This window comes from Cupriavidus sp. GW823-FHT07A04, assembly GCF_058794615.1.
This window is the reverse complement of sequence record NZ_JBXAHA010000006.1, coordinates 348,337-367,825: the sequence shown is the minus strand read 5'-3', so window position 1 is coordinate 367,825 and position 19,489 is coordinate 348,337. Positions and strand designations below refer to the sequence as shown.

The following is a 19,489-nucleotide window of genomic DNA, read 5'->3' as shown; positions in this document are numbered from 1 at the left end:
CCGATGAAATACCAGTCGACGCGCGGCCATGAGATGCCGCAAACCTTCTCCGAGATCCTGCTGGGCGGCCTGGCGCCGGACGGTGGCCTGTACCTGCCCCGGGAGTACCCGCAGGTCACGGCCGACGAGCTGGAAGCCTGGCGCAAGCTGTCGTACGCCGATCTCGCCTTTGAAGTCCTGTCCCGCTTCTGCGGCGACATCCCGGCCGAGGACCTGCGCGCCCTGACGCGCAAGACCTACACCGCCGAGGTGTACTGCAACGCCCGCCCTGGCGACAACACCGCCGACATCACCCCGCTGCGCACGCTGGGCGAAGAGGGCGGCACGCAGCTGCAGCTGCTGGGCCTGTCCAATGGCCCCACGCTGGCCTTCAAGGACATGGCCATGCAACTGCTCGGCAACCTGTTCGAGTACGCGCTCGCGCGTGCCGGACAGGAGCTGAACATCCTGGGTGCTACCTCCGGCGATACCGGCAGCGCTGCGGAATACGCCATGCGCGGCAAGCGCGGCATCCGTGTCTTCATGCTCAGCCCGCACCGCAAGATGAGCGCGTTCCAGACCGCGCAGATGTTCAGCCTGCAGGACCCGAACATCTTCAACCTGGCGGTGGAAGGGGTGTTCGACGACTGCCAGGACATTGTCAAGGCGGTCTCCAACGACCTCGGCTACAAGGCTCGCCAGAAGATCGGCACGGTCAACTCGATCAACTGGGCACGCGTGGTGGCCCAGGTGGTGTACTACTTCAAGGGCTGGCTGCTGGCTACCGACGGCCCGGGCCAGAAGGTCTCGTTCTGCGTGCCGTCGGGCAATTTCGGCAACGTCTGCGCCGGCCATATCGCGCGCATGATGGGCCTGCCGATCGACAAGCTGGTGGTTGCCACCAACGAGAACGACGTGCTCGACGAGTTCTTCCGCACCGGTACTTACCGCGTGCGCAAGTCGGCCGAGACGTATCACACCTCCAGTCCGAGCATGGACATCTCGAAGGCGTCGAACTTCGAGCGTTTTGTCTTCGACCTGCTGGGCCGCGATGGCGACAAGCTGGCCAAGATGTTCCGCGAAGACGTCGACACCAAGGGTGGCTTCGACCTGTCCGGCACACCGGAATTCGAGCGCATCCGCGCCTTCGGCTTTGTCTCGGGCCGCAGCACGCATGAAGATCGCCTCGCCACCATCCGCGACCTGTCCGAGCGCTACGGCATCACCATCGACACCCACACCGCCGATGGCATCAAGGTCGCGCGCGAGCATCTCACGCCCGGTGTGCCGATGCTGGTGCTGGAGACCGCGCTGCCGGCCAAGTTCGCCGACACCATCCGCGAGGCGCTTGGCCATGAGCCGGAGCGTCCGGCAGCCTTCGAAGGCATCGAAAACCTGCCGCAGCGCTTCGAGGTGATGCCGGCGGATGCCGACCGCATCAAGGCCTACATCGCCGGCCACACCGGCCTGTAAGCCCCGGGCGCTGCCGGCGGTGTTCCTGCCGGCAGCGCGCCAACTCGCTACAATCAGACTTGCCGAGCAGAAATCGCACGGCCCTCGCATTGCTCCGGATGTATCGGGGGCGGTACGCGGGCCGTTTCCCATGGGCGCTGAATGGCCATGGGTTTGCGGTCTGACACTGCCTACGCTGCTTACGCTGACTACGCTGTCTCACTTACCCGTTTTCCTCATGACCGAAGCCGCCGCGCCCGCCCGCCCCCCCATGTTGACCATGGCCCAGGCCCTCGAAGCCTTGCTGGCCGGCGCCCGCCCGCTCGCCGAGGCAGAGCGCATCGCCACGCTCGACGCCAATGGCCGCGTGCTGGCTGCGCCGGTGTCGAGCACGCTGGACGTGCCGCCGGCTGACAACACCTCGATGGATGGCTACGCGGTGCGCAGCGCCGACCTGACGGCGCCAGGCACGCGCCTGCGCGTGGCCCAGCGCATCCCCGCCGGCCATGTCGGCACGGCACTGGCGGCTGGCACGGCGGCGCGCATCTTTACCGGTGGGCTGATTCCGCCGGGGGCCGACGCGGTGGTCATGCAGGAGCAGTGCGTGGCGCAGGGTGAGGATGTGATCGTCAATCACACGCCGCAGCCGGGCGAGTGGATCCGCCGGGCCGGCGAGGACATCCGCGCCGGCAGCGTGATCCTGCCGGCCGGCACGCGCCTGACGCCGCAGGCGCTGGGCCTGGCGGCCTCGGTGGGGCAGGCGTCGCTGGACGTGGTGCGGCGCGTCAAGGTGGCCGTGTTCTTTACCGGCGACGAACTCGCCATGCCGGGCGAGCCGCTCAAGCCGGGCGCCATCTACAACTCCAACCGATTCACGCTGCGCGGGCTGCTGGAAAACCTCGGCTGCGAGGTCAGCGATTTCGGCATCGTGCCTGACACCCTGGCCGCGACGCGCGACACCTTGCGCCGGGCGGCCGAGGGGCATGACCTGATCATCACCTCGGGCGGCGTCTCGGTGGGCGAGGAAGACCATATCAAGCCGGCGGTCGAGGCCGAAGGCCGGCTCAACCTGTGGCAGATCGCTATCAAGCCGGGCAAGCCGCTGGCTTTCGGCGAGGTGGCGCGCACTGGGCAGGCGCCGGTATTTTTCCTGGGGCTGCCGGGCAATCCGGTCTCGAGCTTCGTCACCTTCCTGCTGTTTGTGCGGCCTTTCATCCTGCGGCTGCAAGGCGTGCAGGACGTGATGCCGCGCCGGCTGCCGCTACGTGCCGATTTCGACCTGCCCAAGGGCGACCGCCGCAACGAGTTCCTGCGCGTGCGCCTCAACCAGGCCGGCGGGCTCGACTTGTTCCCCAACCAGAGCTCGGGTGTGCTCACTTCCACGGTGTGGGGCGAGGGCCTGGTCGACAACCCGCCCAACCAGCCGATCGCGCGGGGAGATACCGTGCAGTACATCGGTTTCGACGGCCTGCTGGCATAAGGAGCGAGACCGCCATGAACATCGAACTCCGTTTTTTTGCCAGCGTGCGCGAGCAGCTGGGCCTGGGGCAGGAGCGTGTCGCGGTGCCGGCCGAGGTGGCTACCGTGGCGGACCTGCGCCATTGGCTTGGAGCCCGCGGCGGCGCGTGGGCCGAGGTGTTGGCCGAGGGCCGTGCCTTGCGCATGGCCGTGGACCACGAGGTGGCCAGTGCGGACAGCGTGTTGGCCGAGGGCTGCGAAGTGGCGTTTTTTCCGCCCGTGACCGGAGGCTGAAATGAGCGTCAGAGTACAGCGCGAGGATTTCGACCTGGGCGCCGAGGTGACGGCACTGCGCCGCGAGCAGCCAGGCGTGGGCGCGGTGGCCAGTTTTGTTGGCACGGTGCGCGACATGAACGACGGCAGCGCGGTCAGCGCGATGGAGCTGGAGCATTATCCCGGCATGACCGAAAAGGCGCTGGCCCGGATCGAAGCGGTGGCGCGGGAGCGCTGGGCGCTGCTTGGCGTCACCATTGTGCATCGCGTTGGCCCCTTGCTGCCGCTGGACCAGATCGTGCTGGTGGCGGTGGCCTCAGCCCATCGCGGCAATGCTTTTGCCGCCTGCGAATTCATTATGGATTACCTCAAGTCGGAGGCGCCGTTCTGGAAGAAGGAGCAGACGCCGGACGGCGCGCGCTGGGTCGACGCGCGCGTGACCGATGCGTCCGCGCTGGCGCGCTGGGGCATTCGCTCGCTCAATGCCAGCGGCGAAGGCGAGGCGGAGCCGGTGGAGCCCTTGGGTCTCAAGCGCTGATGGGCGCGCTCGGTTTTGTGGCGGTCGGGGTCGGGGCCGCGGTGGGGGCTTGGCTGCGCTGGGCGTTCTCCGTGCTGTGGAATGCCGCCAACCCAGCGTTGCCCTATGGAACACTGACGGCCAACCTGGTCGGCGGCTACCTGATCGGTCTGGCGGTGGGATTCTTCGGTGCGCATGTGGAGTTGTCACCCGAATGGCGCTTGCTGGCGGTGACCGGCTTCCTGGGCGGCCTGACCACGTTTTCCACGTTCTCCAGCGAGGTCGTGGGCAACCTGATGGCGGGCGATTATGGCTGGGCGGCGGTGCACCTGCTGGCGCACCTTGGCGGCTCGCTGCTGCTGACCGTACTGGGCTTGTGGACCTACCGGCTGCTGGCCTGAGCGCCCGTAGAAGCCAATGAGCCTGAGGACTCCAATGAATCCAATGACTCCAATGAATCCAGCCACGCAAGCATCTGCGCCAGCGCGGCGTTGAAGGCGGCCGGCCGTTCCATATGCGGGGCATGGCCGGTGCCGTCGATGGTGACAAGCCGGGCAGCCGGCTGCAGTGCCAGCGTAGCCTGTCCCACTGCCGGCGCGTAGAGGCGGCTGCGCTCCCCAACCAGATGGAATAACGGCAGGCGAGCCTGGCGCAACGCCGGGCGGTAATCCTGGCGGGCCATGTCTTCCCACAACGCGGCAAGCGCATCCGGCGCGCACTGGCGCATGATGCCGGCGATCCGGTCCGTCTCGTGCGCATCGGGTTTGCTGCCGGCAGCCCATAAGCCGGCGCGCACCGAATCGATCAGGCGCGGCCAGTCCCGGCGCACGTGCGCGGCCATGTGGGCTGCCTGCGCGGTGTCGTAGTGCGCATGCAGGCCATGCGGCCAGTCCGCCGCGCTGGCCAGCCGCGGTGTCATGTCGATGGCGCCGATTGCCGCCAGGGGCAGGGTGGGCTCACCGCGCATCAACTCCCAGGCCACCATGGCGCCCATCGACCACCCAATCACCACCACGTCCCGTAATCCCAGGTACCCGATCAACCCGGCAGCATCGGCGGCAAGCTGCGCAAGGCTGGCTTGTCCGGCGTGCGGCAGTGCAGCAGACAAGCCATGCCCGGCATGGTCCGGGGCGATCACACGATAGCCATCACGCGCCAGCGCGCGCTGCCCCTCGAACGCCTCGCCGGATAGCGACCAACCGTGCAGCAACAGCAGTGCCCGGCCATCGCCGGCCTCCCGCCAGCCGGGCCGCGAACCGCAAGCAGGGTGGCTATCGAAGGCGGGGGCGGGCTCGGCGTTAGTCATCGCGTGCGAAGCATCCAATGGCGAACTTGCAGTCTGGGCATATGGCCTGGCCACGTGCGTGGCCAAAGCTCCGGGTAAGCCATGTATTGACATACGGATCGCTAACTTTATATCATGAAACATGAATCAGTTATCATGTTTTGAGGGTCGCCGGAGGAGGCAGTTTCCGCGGTGCAATGCCGCTGCCTGACTGCCGTTTCCCGGTCTGACCAGCCAACGCGGAGCCCCGATGTCCCTTACCGAATCCGGCGTAAGCCAGCCCAAGACCGCGCGCGGCCAGAAGACCCGCGAAGCGCTGCTGCGCGCCGCCGAGAAAGTGTTCGGCGAGAAGGGCTACTACGTGGCTTCGATCTCAGAGATCACGCAGGAGGCAGAGGTGGCCATGGGCACCTTTTATCTCTATTTCAAGGACAAGGAAGACATCTTCCGCGCGCTGGTGCAGCACATGCTGGAACTGGTGCGGGCCCACTTGCGCAAGCACGTGGGGCCGGCGCAGACGCAGATCGAGGCCGAGCGGCTCGGGCTCAAGGCTTTCCTGTCCTTTGTGTCGCGCCACAAGAATCTGTACCGCATCGTGCTCGATTCCTACTCGGTTGACGAGACCATCTACAGCAGTTACTTCCAGGTGTTCGCCGACGTCTACAGCCGGCGCCTGGGCAAGGCCGAGGAGCAGGGTGAGATCTCGCCGGGCGACGCTGAAGTGCGGGCGTGGTGCCTGATCGGCATCAGCAATTTCCTAGGCATGCGTTATGCACTGTGGAAACGGCCGGCGTCGATGGACAAGGTGGTCGATACGGCCTTCGACATGATTTCGCACGGGCTGGCGGCGCGATGAGCGCGTTGGTGCTGGTCGAACGTGTTGGCGGCACGGCCGTGCTTCGGCTCAATCGCGCCGAGCGGCACAACAGCCTGGTGCCGGAACTGCTCGAAGCGCTGCTGGCCGCGCTGGAGCGCATGGAGGCGGACCCGGAGGTGCGCGCCGTGGTGCTGAGCCATGCGGGGCGCTCTTTTTCCACGGGCGGCGATGTCGGTGCTTTTGCCGCCTTTGTGCCGCAAAGCGCGGAGTTGGCGCAGTATGCGCAGCGTCTGCTCGGCCTGCTCAACGCAGCCATCCTGCGCCTGGCGGCGCTGCGCCGCCCGGTGATCGCGGCGGTGGAGGGCTGGCTGACGGGAGGCTCACTGGGATTGGTGCTGGCCTGCGACATGACGGTGCTGGGCGAGGGCACGCGCATTGCGCCTTACTACACCGTGGTGGGATTCAGCCCGGACGGTGGCTGGACGGCGATGCTGCCGCAACTGATCGGCGCCGCGCGCGCGCGGGCGATCCAGCTTGAGAACACCACGCTGACGGCCAGCCAGGCCGTGGCACTGGGCCTGGCGACGCATCTCGCGCCGGCCCGCGAGGCCGAGGCGATGGCGTTGTCCCTGGCGGCCGGCCTGAAGGACAAGGTACCGGGCAGCGTGGCGCATACGCGCGCGCTGCTGCGCTGGGATGCCGATGTGCTGGCCGCCGGGTTGGAGCGCGAGCGCGTGGCGTTCGTGGCGCAGGTGACGAGCGCCGAGGCTGCGGCAGGCATGCGCCGCTTCCTTGGCGATGGCTGCACAGGCTAAGGCAGCAAACGGAAAGGCAGGACGGCAGGAAAGAGCACAGACACGAGCACAGACACGAGCGCAGGAACGAGTACAGGAAAGCGAAGCAGCAACAAGCAGGCAGGATCTGCACTTGCAACGACAAGCGACACCCTCAGAGGAGACAAGAATGCAATTCAAGCACCAAGCCGCTGGCGCCATCGCACTGGCCAGCCTGCTGGCCGCCGGCGGCGCCCTTGCCAAGGACATCCGCATCGCCCACGTCTACGACAAGACCGGGGCGCTCGAGGCCTACGCCAAGCAGACCCAGACCGGGCTGATGATGGGGCTGGATTACGCCACCAACGGCACCATGATGGTCAATGGCAACAAGCTGGTGGTGATGGAGAAGGACACCCAGGGCAAGCCCGACGTGGCCAAGGCCCAGCTTGCCGCGGCGTATAGCGACGATCGGGCGGATATCGCCGTGGGGCCGACGTCCTCCGGCACGGCGCTGGCGATGCTGCCGGTGGCCGAGGAGTACAAGAAGATCCTGCTGGTCGAGCCCGCCGTGGCGGATTCCATCACCGGCGAGAAGTGGAACCGCTACATCTTCCGCACCGGCCGCAATTCGTCGCAGGATGCCATCTCCAACGCCGTGGCGCTGGACAAGCCCGGCGTGCAGATCGCCACCCTGGCGCAGGACTACGCCTTTGGCCGTGACGGCGTGAAGGCCTTCAAGGGCGCGCTCAAGAACGCCAAGATCGTGCACGAGGAATACCTGCCGACCAACACGACGGACTTTACCGCCGGGGCGCAGCGCTTGTTTGATTCGCTCAAGGACAAGCCGGGCCGCAAGATCATCTTCATCATCTGGGCGGGCGCCGGCAACCCGTTCAAGATTGCCGACCTCGATCCCAAGCGCTACGGCATCGAGATCGCCACCGGCGGCAATATCCTGCCCGCCATGAGCAACTACAAGAACTTCCCCGGCATGGAAGGCGCGACGTATTACTACTTCGGCATTCCCAAGAACAAGGCCAACGAGTGGCTGGTGTCCAACCACTACACCAAGTTCAAGTCGCCGCCCGATTTCTTCACCGCCGGCGGCATGACGGCTGGCATCGCGCTGGTCGAGGCGCTCAAGAAGACCAATGGCGACACCAACACCGAGAAGCTGATCGGCGCGATGGAGGGCATGTCGTTCGAGACGCCCAAGGGCAAGATGACCTTCCGCAAGGAAGACCACCAGGCGCTGCAGTCGATGTACCACTTCAAGATCAAGGTCGATCCCGCGTTCGCCTGGGGGGTGCCCGAGCTGGTCCGCGAGATCAAGCCGGAAGAAATGAACGTGCCGATCCGCAACAAGCGGTGATGACAGTGGGCGCCGCTTCCATCGATACAACGGCAGCGCTCTCGCGGGCGGTGGCGGGGCCGCCCGCGCTCGAGACGCGAGATCTCACCATCCGCTTTGGCGGCCACGTGGCGGTCAACGCGGTGTCCTGCGCGTTTCATCCCGGCGAGCTGACCTGCATCGTCGGCCCCAACGGGGCCGGCAAGACCACGTACTTCAACTTGATCTCGGGCCAGTTGCCGCCCAGCGCCGGGCAGATCCTGCTCGACGGCGAGGACGTGACGCGCCTGCCGGTGCCGCACAAGGCGCTGCGCGGCATTGGCCGCGCCTTCCAGCTGACCAGCCTGTTTCCCAATCTGTCGGTGTTCGAGAACGTGCGCCTGGCAGTGCAGTCGCGCCGGCGCATCGGGCTGGATCTGTGGAGCGTGTGGAGCGCAAACCGCGCGGTCCGCGAGCAGGCCGAGGACTGTCTCGAACGGGTGGCCCTGGCCGACAAGCGCCACCTGCCGGTGGCCTCTTTGCCGCACGGCGACCAGCGCAAGCTGGAGGTGGGCATCCTGCTGGCGCTGCAGCCGCGCATCTTCATGTTCGACGAGCCGACCGCCGGCATGAGCGTGGACGAGGTGCCGGTGATCCTCGGCCTGATCCAGGAGATCAAGCGCGACAAGAGCAAGACGGTGCTGCTGGTGGAGCACAAGATGGATGTGGTGCGCTCGCTGGCCGACCGCATCATCGTGCTGCATAACGGCAACCTGATGGCCGATGGTGATCCGGCCGAGGTGATCGCCTCGCCGATCGTGCAGCAGGCGTACCTGGGCATCGCTGCCGGCGACGAGAGCGCGCAGCAGGAGGGCAGTCATGGCTGAAGCACCGGCAGCACCCGCATTATCCCCAGCATCCGCAGCACCCATCCTGAGCCTGGATGGCGTGCAGACGCATATCGGGCCATATCACATCCTGCACGGCGTGAGCTTTGCCGTGCCGCGCGGCGGCGTGACCATGCTGCTGGGGCGCAACGGCGCGGGCAAGACCACCACGCTGCGCACCATCATGAGCCTGTGGCAGGCGAGCGAAGGGCGGATCGTGTTCGACGGGGCCGACATCACGCGCCGCGGCACGCCCGCCATCGCGCAGGCCGGCATCGCCTATGTGCCGGAGAACATGAGCGTGTTCTCCGAGCTGACGGTGGCCGAGAACATGCGGCTGGCCGCGCGCAGCGGCGCGATCGACGGGCAGCGGCTTGACTGGGTGTTCCGCATGTTCCCCGCGCTGAAGATCTTCTGGCACCAGCGCGCCGGCGTGCTGTCCGGCGGGCAGAAGCAGATGCTGTCGGTGGCGCGCGCCATCATCGAGCCGCGCAAGCTGCTGATCGTGGACGAGCCGACCAAGGGCCTGGCGCCGGCCATCATCCAGAACATGATCACGGTGTTCCGCGAGCTCAAGCAGACGGACGTATCGATCCTGCTGGTGGAGCAGAACTTCCACATGGCCAAGTCGGTGGGGGATACCGTTGCCGTGATGGATGACGGACGCGTGGTGCATACGGGAACGATGGCAGCGCTGGCGGGGGACGAAAGCCTGCAGCAGCGGCTGCTCGGATTGTCGCTGGCGGCGCACCAGTAGCGCGTATCAATAGTGGCCAGCAGGACAAGACAAATAACAAGACACATCACAAGATATCGTCAGGACCGAGACAATGGCGAGTACAAGCTCCTTACCCACCACCCCGGCGACACCGGCCGATCTGCCCAAGGTCCGGCTCGACTGGACCCCGCTGGCGCTGGCGCCGCTGCTGATGCTGCTGGCCTACCCCTTGATCGGCAGCGGTTCGACCTGGCTGACGCTGACCATCGCCGGCCTTGCCATGGGCATGATCGTGTTCGTGGTGTCGTCGGGCCTGACGCTGGTGTTTGGGCTGATGGACGTGCTCAACTTCGGGCACGGCGCGTTTATCGCGTTGGGAGCCTATGTGGCGGCATCCGTGCTACTGCCGCTGGGCGCCTGGGTCGAGGCAGACAGCCTGTGGCTTAACCTGGCGGTGTTTGGCCTGGCCATCCTGGCGGCGATGGCGGCGGCGGGCGCCATTGGCTTCCTGTTCGAGCGCATCGTGGTGCGCCCGGTCTACGGCCAGCACCTCAAGCAGATCCTGATCACCATGGGCGGCATGATCGTGGCCGAGCAGCTGATCAAGGCGATCTGGGGTGCTGAGACCATCGCGCTGCAGGTGCCCACCACCTTCCGCGGCGCGGTGCTGCTGGGCGACGCGGCCATCGAGAAGTACCGGCTCATCGCCGTGGTGCTCGGGCTGGTGATCTTTATCTCCATGGTGCTGGTGCTCAACCGCACGCGCATCGGCCTGCTGATCCGCGCCGGCGTGGAGAACCGCGAGATGGTGGAGTCGCTCGGCTACCGCATCCGGCTCTTGTTCATCGGCGTGTTCGTGGTGGGGGCGGGGCTGGCCGGCATGGGCGGCGTGCTTTGGGGGCTGTACCAGCAGAACATTACCGCGTCCATCGGGGCCCAGGTCAATGTGCTGATCTTTATCGTGATCATCATCGGCGGGCTCGGCTCCACCACCGGCTGCTTTGTCGGCGCCTTGCTGGTGGGCCTGATGGCCAACTACACCGGCTTCCTGTTTCCCAAGGTGGCGCTGTTCTCGAACATCCTGCTGATGGTGATGATCCTGCTGTGGCGTCCGCAGGGCCTTTACCCGGTAGCCAAGCGCTGAGCGCCTAGGAAAAAACCATGACCCGACTGCTTTCCGGCGACCTGCCACGAAGCCGCGTGCTGACCGTGATCCTGGTGGCCATGCTGCTGGCGCTGGCGTGCGCGCCTTTCCTGTTTCCTGGTGCGCGCGCGCTCAATATGGCGGCCAAGATCTGCATCTTCGTGGTGCTGGTGGCCAGCTACGACCTGTTGCTCGGCTATACCGGCATCGTCTCCTTTGCCCACACCATGTTTTTCGGCATTGGCGGCTATGGCGTGGCGATCGCCATGTCGCGGCTGGAGCCGGGGTGGGGCGCGCTGGCGCTCGGCACGTTGGGCGCGCTGCTGGTGTCGATGCTGCTGGCCTTCCTGATCGGGCTGTTCTCGCTGCGGGTCAGGGCGATCTTCTTTGCCATGATCACGCTGGCGGTAGCCACCGCCTTTGCCACGCTGGTGTCGCAGCTCTCCGAGTGGACCGGCGGCGAGGATGGCATCAGCTTCAAGGTGCCGGAGGTGTTCACGCCGGGCTTTTCGCTGGGCGACGCCGAGTGGCTTGGCGTGCCGCTCAACGGCAAGCTGTTTTCGTATTACTTCGTGTTTGCGAGCGCGCTGGTGTTGTTCCTGTTGCTGCTGCGCGTGGTGAACTCGCCGTTCGGCCGGGTGCTGCAGGCGATCCGCGAGAACGATTTCCGGGCCGAGGCCATTGGCTACCGCACCGTGGTGTACCGTACCGTGTCCACCGTGCTGTCGGCCGGGTTCGCCACGCTGGCCGGGGTGCTGATGGCGCTCTGGCTGCGCTACAACGGCCCGGACACCTCGTTGTCCTTCGAGATCATGGTCGATATCCTGCTGATCGTGGTGATCGGTGGCATGGGCACGCTGTACGGCGCGCTGATCGGCACCACGCTGTTCCTGGTGGCGCAGACCTACCTGCAGGACGTGATGAAGCTGGCGAGCGATGCCACCGCGGCGATCCCGCTGCTGTCGGGGCTGCTGCATCCGGACCGCTGGCTGCTGTGGCTCGGCTTGTTGTTTATCCTCAGCGTGTATTACTTCCCGCAAGGCATCGTCGGGCGGCTGCGCGGCGATCGCGCCGAGCACGAGGTGGCGTCGTAGATCTGCATGCAATAAAAGGCTAGCAAGATAACAAGAACATCCACAAGCGGAGATCCCAGACCATGTACGTAGTCGACTGGCTGCACAAGAATGCCCTGCATACGCCGGACAAAGTCGCCCTGGTTGACGTGGAGAGCGGCCGCACGGTGACCTACCGGCAGTTCGACGAGCGCGCCAGCCGCTTCGCGGAATACCTGGGCGAGCGCTTGGGGCTGGCGCCCGGGGCCCGCGTGGCCGTACTGGCCCACAACAGCTCGGACTATTTCGAGATGCTCTATGGCTGCGCCAAGGCCGGCATGGTGATGGTCTGCCTGAACTGGCGGCTGGCGGCCGCGGAGCTGCTGCCGATCCTGCGCGACTGCTCGCCCGACGTGCTGGTGGCCGGTGATGGCTTTCTTGCCACCGCCGCCGCGCTTGCCGACACCTTGCCGCTGCGCGCGGTTTTGCACCTGGCTGACGACGAGAGCGCGGACGTGCCGGGCGGCTGGACCGAGTACGAAGCGATGCTGGCGGGTAGTTCCGGGCGTGTCATCGAGATGCCGTGCCGCGATGAGCACGAGGTCTGGCACCTGCTTTACACCTCGGGCACCACGGGACGGCCCAAGGGCGTGATCCAGACCTACGGCATGGTGTTTTTCAACGCCGTCAACGCCATGCTGGCCAACAAGATCACGCGCGACGACGTGTTCCTGAACGTGCTGCCGTTCTTCCATACCGGCGGGCTGAACCTGTACGCCAATCCCGTGCTGCATGCCGGCGGCACCGTGCACATCATGCGGCAGTTCGACGCCGAGGTGACGCTGCGCAAGCTCGATGCCAGCGCCGGGGAGGGCATCACCATGTTCTTCGCCGTGCCCGCGGTCTACCTGTTCCTGAGCCAGCATGCCGGCTTCGCGGCGGCGGATTTTTCCCGCGTGCGCAATATGTCCGCGGGCGGCTCCGCGGTGCCGCGGCCGCTGCTCGAGGCCTACCTGGCCAAGGGCGTGACGATCTGCTTCGGCTTTGGCATGACCGAGACCGGGCCAACCGTGTTCGTGTGCGACGAAGCCACGGCGCGCCGCAAGATCGGCACCATCGGCAAGCCGGTCGGCTCCATGCTGACGCGGGTGGTGGATCCGCAGGGCCGCGACGTGGCGTCCGGCGAACGTGGCGAGCTGCTGATCAAGGGGCCGGGCGTCACGCCCGGCTACTGGAACCTGCAGGAGGCCACCGAGGCCGCCATCCGTGGCGGCTGGCTGTATTCGGGCGATATCGCTTACATGGACGAGGAGGGCGACTACTACATCGTCGACCGCGCCAAGGACATGTTTATCTCCGGCGGTGAGAACGTCTACCCGGCCGAAGTGGAGAATGTGCTGTTTCAGCTTGCTGCCGTATCCGAGGCCGCTGTCATCGGCGTGCCCGATGCGCGCTGGGGCGAGGTCGGCATGGCGCTGGTGGTAGCAAAGCCCGGCATGGCGCTCGATGCCGAAGGCGTGCTCGCGCATTGCCGCGCCGCGCTGGCAAGCTACAAGGTGCCGCGCCACGTGCGGATGATCGAGGCGCTGCCGCGCACGCCGTCGGGCAAGGTGGAAAAGCACAAGCTGCGCGCGCGCTTCCAGTCGCAGTGAGGGCGGCGCGCCGTGTGAAGTCATGCAGTGGCTGTCTCGTGAAATTCTCGTTTCTGTCGTTTCTGTATTGCGTTCCGATCGATCCAGCATGCCGGGCCGGCATGCAGTAAGGGGGCACAACATGTTGCGCGGATTTGCAGGGCATAGCGATTTGACCAGATACGGCGCGCGCCTGGCGCTGGCAGGGGCAGCGGGCTTGTTGCTGGCGGCGTGCGGCTCGGGCGATAACAACACCAGCAGCGGCAATACCAATCCCAATACCAAGCCGGCCAATATCGGCGCGGTCACGATCAAGACCTACGACGGCAACACGGACGACCTGCTCACTGCTGGCCTCGGCAAGGACGGCCTGGGCTCCGCCACCGCGCCGTTGCCGCTGAATCCGGCCGCGCCCACCGCGGCCGAGCTGCGCCGCTACGCTATCTACACCAACTACCGCGCGCTGGTGGATACCACGGCGGGCGGTGGCTATGGCTCGCTGTACGGCCCCAATGTGGACGCGCAAGGCAACGTCACGACGGGGCAGGGCAAGGTCGCCGGGCGCGAGTACCTGGCCTTCTCCGACGATGGCAGCGGCCAGCAGAACGTAACCATGCTGGTGCAGATTCCCGACAGCTTCAATCTGGCCAAGCCGTGCCTGATCACCGCCACGTCGTCCGGCTCGCGCGGCGTCTATGGCGCGATCTCCACCGGCGAGTGGGCACTCAAGCGCGGCTGCGCCGTCGCCTACACGGACAAAGGCACCGGTGCCGCGCCGCACGACCTGGACACCGATACCGTTGCGCTGATCGACGGCACCCGCGCCAGCCGCGCCGCGGCCGGCGCCAACGCGCAGTTTGCCGCGCCGTTTCCCAACACCAGCCTGGCCGCGTTCAATGCGCTGGCGCCGCACCGGCTGGCGTTCAAGCACGCGCACTCGCAGCGCAACCCCGAGAAGGACTGGGGCACGTTCACGCTGCAGGCCGCCAGTTTCGCCATCTGGGCCATCAACGACCGCTTTGGCAACGTGACCACCAATGGCACGCGCCAGCGCAGCCTGGGCCCGGACAAGGTCGTGGTGATCGCGTCCAGCGTGTCCAACGGCGGCGGCGCGGCGATTGCCGCGGCGGAGCAGGACACCCAGGGCCTGATTGACGGCGTGGCGGTGGGCGAGCCGAACCTCAACCTGCCCAGCAACACGGGCGTCACCGTCACCCGTGGCGGCGTGCCGGTCAGCCTGTCCGGGCGCCCGCTGTATGACTACACCACCACGGCCAACCTGCTGCAGCTCTGCACCTCGCAGGCGAGCGCGCTGGTGAATGCGCCGGGTGTGGCGCTGTACGCGCTGCCCACCGTCGGGCTGGCGCAGCCGGCGCTCAACCGCTGCCAGTCGCTGGCCAACGCGGGCCTGGTGACCGGGCCGGATGCCGCCAGCCAGTCCGTCAGCGCGTTGCAGGCGCTGCACGCCTTTGGCTGGGAAGCCGAGTCCGATGTGCTCCATCCGTCGCTGGCCCTGTTTGAGGTGGCCAATGCAGTCTCGGTGACCTTTGCCAACGCGCTCGCGCGGGCCGGCGTGGCGGATCGCTTGTGCGGCTTCAGCTTTGCCGCGACCGGCACGGCAGTCCTGACGCCGGCGGCGATTGCGCCAGCTACGCTCAATGTGCTGTACGCGACAGGCAATGGCGTGCCGCCGGCGGCCGGCGTGCAGCTGATCAACGACAACAATCCCGGCGGCCCGCTGCGCGATATCTATTCCCAGTCGCCGAGCAACAATGTGGCCGATGCCAACCTCGACGGCGCCCGCTGCCTGCGCGGCCTGCTCACCGGCACCGGCGCGCAGGCCCAGGCGCTGCAGGCGGGCCTGGCCCAGACGCTGCGCTCGGGCAACCTGCACGGCAAGCCGGCCATCATCGTGCATGGCCGCAGCGATGCGCTGCTGCCGGTCAACCATACGTCGCGGCCTTATCTCGGCTACAACCGGCTCCAGGAGGGCAGCGCCAGCAAGCTGTCCTATATGGAAGTCACCAATGGCCAGCATTTCGACAGTTTCATCGGCGCGGTAGCGGGCTACGACAACCGCTTCATCCCGCTCCACGTCTACCTGAACCGGGCGCTCGACGCGGTCTACGACAACCTCGCCAACGGCCGCGCGCTGCCACCCTCGCAGGTGGTGCGCACGGTCGCGCGCGGTGGCACCGCGTCGCCGGCACCCGCCATCTTGCCCACCAACCTGCCGCCGTTTGCCGCAACGCCCGCCGATGCGGACCGGATCACGGTCAACGGCAGCACCGTAGAGGTACCCAACTGATGAAGGCATCCCGCCCACGCGTTCTGACGCAAGAAGATTTCGACCGCTTCGCCTCGCTCTCGCGCGATGACAACCCCATCCACTGCGATCCGGCGTTCGCCCGCACGACGCATTTTGGCGCCACGGTCGCGCATGGCATGTTCCTGTTCTCGCTGCTTTGCGCGCAGATGCAGCGCAGCAACCCCCGGCCGGTGCTGCCCATCGCGCAAACGCTGATGTTCCCGCGTCCCACCTTTGTCGGCGACGGCGTGGCCGCCGTGCTGGTGTTGAACGAAACGCCCGGGCGCGACCGGATCGCGCTGGACACGTCGGTGCGCTGCGTGCAGCGTGGTCGCAACCGCACGCCCGTCACGGATGAGCAGATAACGGCACATGGCGACGCGGTGCTGCTGGTCGACGCCAGCGCGGAATCGCTGGCCGAGGCCCAGCGCCAGGATGCCGACGAAGTTGCGCAATCCGCCGGGCAGCTTGTGGGGCAGCCAGCTGGCGACCGTGCGCTCTATCACCTGAGCGTGGGCCAGGAGGCTTCGGCGGTACGCAGCTTCAGCGCGGGCGATATCGATGAATACGTGGCGTTGACCGACGATGGCAATGCCTTTTATACCGACCCGGTGTTCGCCCACAGCCGTGGCTTCGAGGGCACCATCGTGCCGCTGCCATTGCTGGCCGGCATGTTCTCGGATCTGCTGGGCACGCGCTTGCCGGGCCGCGGCACTGGCTGGATGAAGCAGTCGCTGCGGCTGCGCTCGCCCGCGCGGCTGGGCGAGCTGCTGAGCGCATCGGTGCGCATCGTGCGCCTGCGCGGCGACAAGGACCTGGTCAACCTGGCCACGGTGGTCACCGGCGACGATGGCCGCGTGGTGCTGGCCGGGGAGGCGCTGGTGCTGGTGCGCAACCTGGAGGACAAGCGGTCGCTGGCGGCCGCCTGAAGCCGCGTGGGTGGCCAAGGTGCAACGTATTTCCTGCGCCACATCAAGGGCCGTGCAGTCAGGCCTTGAAATGCACGCGCAAAGCCTTATCTTTCGATCAGACACCAGTGTCCGGCCCGCGTGGCGGGATCGGCAGGCCGGGGCGCAAGCGCCTTGCCTACCGCATCGGGCACTCATCCGAAAAAGAGGGCTCCTAAATGCGACTTGACAAACTGACTACCCGATTCCAGGAAGCGCTGGCCGATGCCCAGAGCCTGGCGATCGGCAACGACAACCAATACATCGACCCGCTGCACGTGCTGCGCGCCTTGCTGGCGCAGAACGACGGCGCCGCCCGTGCGCTGCTGGCGCGTGCCGGCGTCAACGTCGGCGGCCTGACCACCGCGCTGGATGCCGCCATCAAGCGCCTGCCGCAGGTGCAGGGCACCAGCGAGGTCCAGGTCGGGCGCGAACTCAGCGCGCTGTTCAACGCCACCGAGAAAGAGGCCATCAAGCGCGGCGACCAGTTCATCGCCAGCGAGCTGTTCCTGCTCGCGGTGGCCGATGACAAGGGCGAGGCCGGCCGCATCGCACGTGAAAACGGCCTCTCGCGCAAATCGCTCGAGACCGCCATCGAAGCCGTGCGCGGCGGCGATTCGGTCAACAGCGCCGACGCCGAAACCCAGCGCGAAGCGCTGAAAAAGTACACCGTGGACCTCACCGAGCGTGCCCGCATCGGCAAGCTCGACCCCGTGATCGGCCGCGACGACGAAATCCGCCGCACCATCCAGATCCTGCAGCGCCGCACCAAGAACAATCCCGTGCTGATTGGCGAGCCGGGCGTGGGCAAGACCGCTATCGTGGAAGGCCTGGCCCAGCGCATCGTCAACGGAGAAGTGCCGGAAAGCCTCAAGAGCAAGCGCGTGCTGGTGCTCGACATGGCTGGGCTGCTGGCCGGCGCCAAGTACCGCGGCGAGTTCGAGGAACGCCTCAAGGCCGTGCTGTCGGACATCGCCAAGGACGAAGGGCAGACCATCGTCTTTATCGATGAGCTGCACACCATGGTCGGGGCCGGCAAGGCCGAGGGCGCGATCGACGCCGGCAACATGCTCAAGCCGGCTCTCGCGCGCGGTGAGCTGCATTGCATCGGCGCCACCACGCTGGACGAGTACCGCAAGTACATCGAGAAGGACGCCGCGCTGGAGCGCCGCTTCCAGAAGGTGCTGGTCGACGAACCCAGCGTGGAGGCCACCATCGCCATCCTGCGCGGCTTGCAAGAGAAGTACGAGCTGCACCATGGCGTGGAGATCACCGACCCGGCCATCGTCGCGGCGGCGGAGTTGTCGCATCGCTATATCACCGACCGCTTCCTGCCCGACAAGGCCATCGACCTGATCGACGAAGCCGGCGCGCGCATCAAGATGGAAATCGACTCCAAGCCGGAGGTGATGGACAAGCTCGAGCGCCGCACCATCCAGCTCAAGATCGAGCGCGAGGCCGTCAAGCGGGAAACCGACGAGGCGTCGAAGAAGCGGCTCGAACTGATCGAGCAGGAAATCGGTCGCCTGGAGAAGGAATACGCCGACCTCGAAGAGATCTGGAAGGCCGAGAAGGGTGCCGCCCAGGGCGCAGCCGCGCTCAAGGAAGAGATCGACAAGATCCGCCTGGAGATCACGCGCCTGCAGCGCGAAGGCAAGCTCGACAAGGTGGCGGAGCTGCAGTACGGCAAGCTGCCAGAACTGGAAGGCAAGCTCAAGGCCGCCACGGTCGCCGAAGCCAGCGAGCAGAAGCAGCCCAACAAGCTGCTGCGCACGCAGGTAGGCGCCGAGGAGATCGCCGAGGTGGTAAGCCGCGCGACCGGCATCCCGGTGTCCCGGATGATGCAGGGCGAGCGCGAGAAGCTGATCCAGATGGAGGACTACCTGCACCGCCGCGTGGTGGGCCAGGACGAGGCCGTGCGCCTGGTGTCGGACGCCATCCGGCGCTCGCGTGCCGGCCTGTCGGACGAGAACAAGCCCTACGGCTCGTTCCTGTTCCTCGGCCCCACCGGGGTGGGCAAGACCGAACTGTGCAAGGCGCTGGCCGAGTTCTTGTTCGATTCGCAGGACCACCTGATCCGCATCGACATGAGCGAGTTCATGGAGAAGCACAGCGTGAGCCGGCTGATCGGCGCGCCGCCGGGATACGTGGGCTATGAAGAGGGCGGTTACCTGACCGAGGCCGTGCGCCGCAAGCCGTACAGCGTGATCCTGCTCGACGAAGTCGAGAAGGCCCACCCGGACGTCTTCAACGTGCTGCTGCAGGTGCTGGACGACGGTCGCCTGACCGACGGCCAGGGCCGCACGGTGGACTTCAAGAACACGGTGATCGTGATGACCTCGAACCTGGGATCGCACATCATCCAGGCAATGACCGGCGAGCCGCACGAAGCGGTCAAGGGCGCGGTATGGCAGGAAGTGAAGACGCATTTCCGGCCCGAGTTCCTGAACCGTATCGACGAGGTGGTGGTGTTCCATTCGCTCGACCAGCAGCATATCGAGTCGATCGCCCGCATCCAGCTGGAGCGGCTGACGGCACGGCTGGCGCGCATGGACATGACGCTGGAGGTGAGCGAAGCTGCGCTGGCCAAGATCGCCAGCGCTGGCTACGATCCGGTGTTCGGGGCGCGTCCGCTCAAGCGTGCGATCCAGCAGCAGATCGAGAACCCGGTGGCGCGTCTCATCCTCGAAGGCAAGTTCGCCGCCAAGGATGTGGTGCCGGTGGATTACCAGGATGGGGAGTACACCTTCGGTCCGAAGGGCCACTGAGGCACGGCACTACCACGGCACTACCACGGCAGTACGCCAGAACGAAAAACCGCCCCTTTGCCGGGGCGGTTTTTCTTTGTAATCAACATTAATAAAATGCGGTCCGGGCCGTTGCATCCGCGCCACCCTCGGGTCACGCCTGCATCA

Annotated in this window: 17 protein-coding genes; 16 read left to right on the top strand and 1 reads right to left on the bottom strand. The window is 66.4% G+C overall.

Annotated features, from left to right (window positions below; genetic code table 11):
• The first annotated feature begins 3 nt into the window (after positions 1–3).
• The 5 genes from thrC to crcB all read left to right on the top strand — a co-directional run bounded on the left by thrC (position 4) and on the right by crcB (position 4,080).
• Positions 4–1,452 carry a threonine synthase gene (thrC, locus tag AC1Q7Q_RS13335; protein WP_492376382.1) on the top strand — a complete coding sequence of 483 codons (1,449 nt, stop codon included), beginning with the start codon at positions 4–6 and terminating at the stop codon, positions 1,450–1,452.
• Positions 1,453–1,669: 217 nt separating this feature from the next.
• The gene (locus AC1Q7Q_RS13330) at positions 1,670–2,911 is read left to right on the top strand and encodes a molybdopterin molybdotransferase MoeA (protein WP_492387168.1); all 1,242 of its coding nucleotides are present in this window, start codon (positions 1,670–1,672) and stop codon (positions 2,909–2,911) included.
• 14 nt (positions 2,912–2,925) lie between these two features.
• A complete protein-coding gene (gene moaD, locus AC1Q7Q_RS13325) occupies positions 2,926–3,183 on the top strand; it encodes a molybdopterin converting factor subunit 1 (RefSeq protein ID WP_043347211.1) in 258 nt (85 codons plus the stop codon).
• Between the two features lies 1 nt (position 3,184).
• Entirely contained in the window at positions 3,185–3,700 is a 516-nt protein-coding gene (moaE, locus tag AC1Q7Q_RS13320) for a molybdopterin synthase catalytic subunit MoaE (RefSeq protein ID WP_492376408.1), read from the top strand.
• A complete protein-coding gene (gene crcB / locus AC1Q7Q_RS13315) occupies positions 3,700–4,080 on the top strand; it encodes a fluoride efflux transporter CrcB (protein ID WP_492376407.1) in 381 nt (126 codons plus the stop codon). The genes moaE and crcB overlap by 1 nt, the downstream gene beginning before the upstream one ends.
• Here the strand turns inward: crcB and AC1Q7Q_RS13310 are convergent.
• On the bottom strand, positions 4,062–4,985 hold the full coding sequence (locus AC1Q7Q_RS13310) for an alpha/beta fold hydrolase (protein ID WP_492376406.1): 924 nt from the start codon (positions 4,983–4,985) through the stop codon (positions 4,062–4,064). The two genes, crcB and AC1Q7Q_RS13310, sit on opposite strands and share 19 nt — an antisense overlap.
• Positions 4,986–5,214: 229 nt before the next feature.
• Between AC1Q7Q_RS13310 and AC1Q7Q_RS13305 the strand changes: the two genes are divergently transcribed.
• From AC1Q7Q_RS13305 to clpB, 11 genes are all read left to right on the top strand, one after another.
• Positions 5,215–5,820 carry a TetR/AcrR family transcriptional regulator gene (locus tag AC1Q7Q_RS13305; protein WP_006161576.1) on the top strand — a complete coding sequence of 202 codons (606 nt, stop codon included), beginning with the start codon at positions 5,215–5,217 and terminating at the stop codon, positions 5,818–5,820.
• Positions 5,817–6,596, top strand: coding sequence for an enoyl-CoA hydratase/isomerase family protein (locus tag AC1Q7Q_RS13300; RefSeq protein WP_492376405.1), 780 nt, complete (start codon positions 5,817–5,819; stop codon positions 6,594–6,596). Before AC1Q7Q_RS13305 ends, AC1Q7Q_RS13300 begins: the two co-directional genes overlap by 4 nt.
• Positions 6,597–6,744: 148 nt before the next feature.
• Complete coding sequence (locus AC1Q7Q_RS13295) at positions 6,745–7,929, top strand: substrate-binding domain-containing protein (protein ID WP_492376404.1); 1,185 nt, start codon at positions 6,745–6,747, stop codon at positions 7,927–7,929.
• Entirely contained in the window at positions 7,929–8,774 is an 846-nt protein-coding gene (locus tag AC1Q7Q_RS13290; RefSeq protein WP_492376403.1) for an ABC transporter ATP-binding protein, read from the top strand. Before AC1Q7Q_RS13295 ends, AC1Q7Q_RS13290 begins: the two co-directional genes overlap by 1 nt.
• Positions 8,767–9,531 carry an ABC transporter ATP-binding protein gene (locus AC1Q7Q_RS13285; protein ID WP_492376402.1) on the top strand — a complete coding sequence of 255 codons (765 nt, stop codon included), beginning with the start codon at positions 8,767–8,769 and terminating at the stop codon, positions 9,529–9,531. The genes AC1Q7Q_RS13290 and AC1Q7Q_RS13285 overlap by 8 nt, the downstream gene beginning before the upstream one ends.
• 73 nt (positions 9,532–9,604) lie before the next feature.
• A complete protein-coding gene (locus AC1Q7Q_RS13280) occupies positions 9,605–10,636 on the top strand; it encodes a branched-chain amino acid ABC transporter permease (RefSeq protein ID WP_174427409.1) in 1,032 nt (343 codons plus the stop codon).
• 17 nt (positions 10,637–10,653) lie between these two features.
• Entirely contained in the window at positions 10,654–11,730 is a 1,077-nt protein-coding gene (locus tag AC1Q7Q_RS13275; protein ID WP_043347191.1) for a branched-chain amino acid ABC transporter permease, read from the top strand.
• A 62-nt stretch (positions 11,731–11,792) separates the two neighbouring features.
• Complete coding sequence (locus AC1Q7Q_RS13270; protein WP_492376401.1) at positions 11,793–13,340, top strand: acyl-CoA synthetase; 1,548 nt, start codon at positions 11,793–11,795, stop codon at positions 13,338–13,340.
• Positions 13,341–13,461: 121 nt separating this feature from the next.
• Positions 13,462–15,627: a D-(-)-3-hydroxybutyrate oligomer hydrolase gene (locus AC1Q7Q_RS13265; RefSeq protein WP_492376400.1), complete on the top strand. Its 2,166-nt coding sequence runs from the start codon at positions 13,462–13,464 to the stop codon at positions 15,625–15,627.
• Positions 15,627–16,556: a MaoC/PaaZ C-terminal domain-containing protein gene (locus AC1Q7Q_RS13260; protein WP_492376399.1), complete on the top strand. Its 930-nt coding sequence runs from the start codon at positions 15,627–15,629 to the stop codon at positions 16,554–16,556. The genes AC1Q7Q_RS13265 and AC1Q7Q_RS13260 overlap by 1 nt, the downstream gene beginning before the upstream one ends.
• A 197-nt stretch (positions 16,557–16,753) precedes the next feature.
• Entirely contained in the window at positions 16,754–19,342 is a 2,589-nt protein-coding gene (gene clpB, locus AC1Q7Q_RS13255; RefSeq protein WP_492376398.1) for an ATP-dependent chaperone ClpB, read from the top strand.
• Positions 19,343–19,489: the final 147 nt, after the last annotated feature.

What these genes read in the sequence shown, in the direction of transcription:
- thrC (WP_492376382.1), top strand. Translation starts at nt 4, where the DNA reads ATGAAATACCAGTCGACGCGCGGCCATGAGATGCCGCAAACCTTCTCC.
- AC1Q7Q_RS13330 (WP_492387168.1), top strand. Translation starts at nt 1,670, where the DNA reads ATGACCGAAGCCGCCGCGCCCGCCCGCCCCCCCATGTTGACCATGGCC.
- moaD (WP_043347211.1), top strand. Translation starts at nt 2,926, where the DNA reads ATGAACATCGAACTCCGTTTTTTTGCCAGCGTGCGCGAGCAGCTGGGC.
- moaE (WP_492376408.1), top strand. Translation starts at nt 3,185, where the DNA reads ATGAGCGTCAGAGTACAGCGCGAGGATTTCGACCTGGGCGCCGAGGTG.
- crcB (WP_492376407.1), top strand. Translation starts at nt 3,700, where the DNA reads ATGGGCGCGCTCGGTTTTGTGGCGGTCGGGGTCGGGGCCGCGGTGGGG.
- AC1Q7Q_RS13310 (WP_492376406.1), bottom strand. Translation starts at nt 4,985, where the DNA reads ATGACTAACGCCGAGCCCGCCCCCGCCTTCGATAGCCACCCTGCTTGC.
- AC1Q7Q_RS13305 (WP_006161576.1), top strand. Translation starts at nt 5,215, where the DNA reads ATGTCCCTTACCGAATCCGGCGTAAGCCAGCCCAAGACCGCGCGCGGC.
- AC1Q7Q_RS13300 (WP_492376405.1), top strand. Translation starts at nt 5,817, where the DNA reads ATGAGCGCGTTGGTGCTGGTCGAACGTGTTGGCGGCACGGCCGTGCTT.
- AC1Q7Q_RS13295 (WP_492376404.1), top strand. Translation starts at nt 6,745, where the DNA reads ATGCAATTCAAGCACCAAGCCGCTGGCGCCATCGCACTGGCCAGCCTG.
- AC1Q7Q_RS13290 (WP_492376403.1), top strand. Translation starts at nt 7,929, where the DNA reads ATGACAGTGGGCGCCGCTTCCATCGATACAACGGCAGCGCTCTCGCGG.
- AC1Q7Q_RS13285 (WP_492376402.1), top strand. Translation starts at nt 8,767, where the DNA reads ATGGCTGAAGCACCGGCAGCACCCGCATTATCCCCAGCATCCGCAGCA.
- AC1Q7Q_RS13280 (WP_174427409.1), top strand. Translation starts at nt 9,605, where the DNA reads ATGGCGAGTACAAGCTCCTTACCCACCACCCCGGCGACACCGGCCGAT.
- AC1Q7Q_RS13275 (WP_043347191.1), top strand. Translation starts at nt 10,654, where the DNA reads ATGACCCGACTGCTTTCCGGCGACCTGCCACGAAGCCGCGTGCTGACC.
- AC1Q7Q_RS13270 (WP_492376401.1), top strand. Translation starts at nt 11,793, where the DNA reads ATGTACGTAGTCGACTGGCTGCACAAGAATGCCCTGCATACGCCGGAC.
- AC1Q7Q_RS13265 (WP_492376400.1), top strand. Translation starts at nt 13,462, where the DNA reads ATGTTGCGCGGATTTGCAGGGCATAGCGATTTGACCAGATACGGCGCG.
- AC1Q7Q_RS13260 (WP_492376399.1), top strand. Translation starts at nt 15,627, where the DNA reads ATGAAGGCATCCCGCCCACGCGTTCTGACGCAAGAAGATTTCGACCGC.
- clpB (WP_492376398.1), top strand. Translation starts at nt 16,754, where the DNA reads ATGCGACTTGACAAACTGACTACCCGATTCCAGGAAGCGCTGGCCGAT.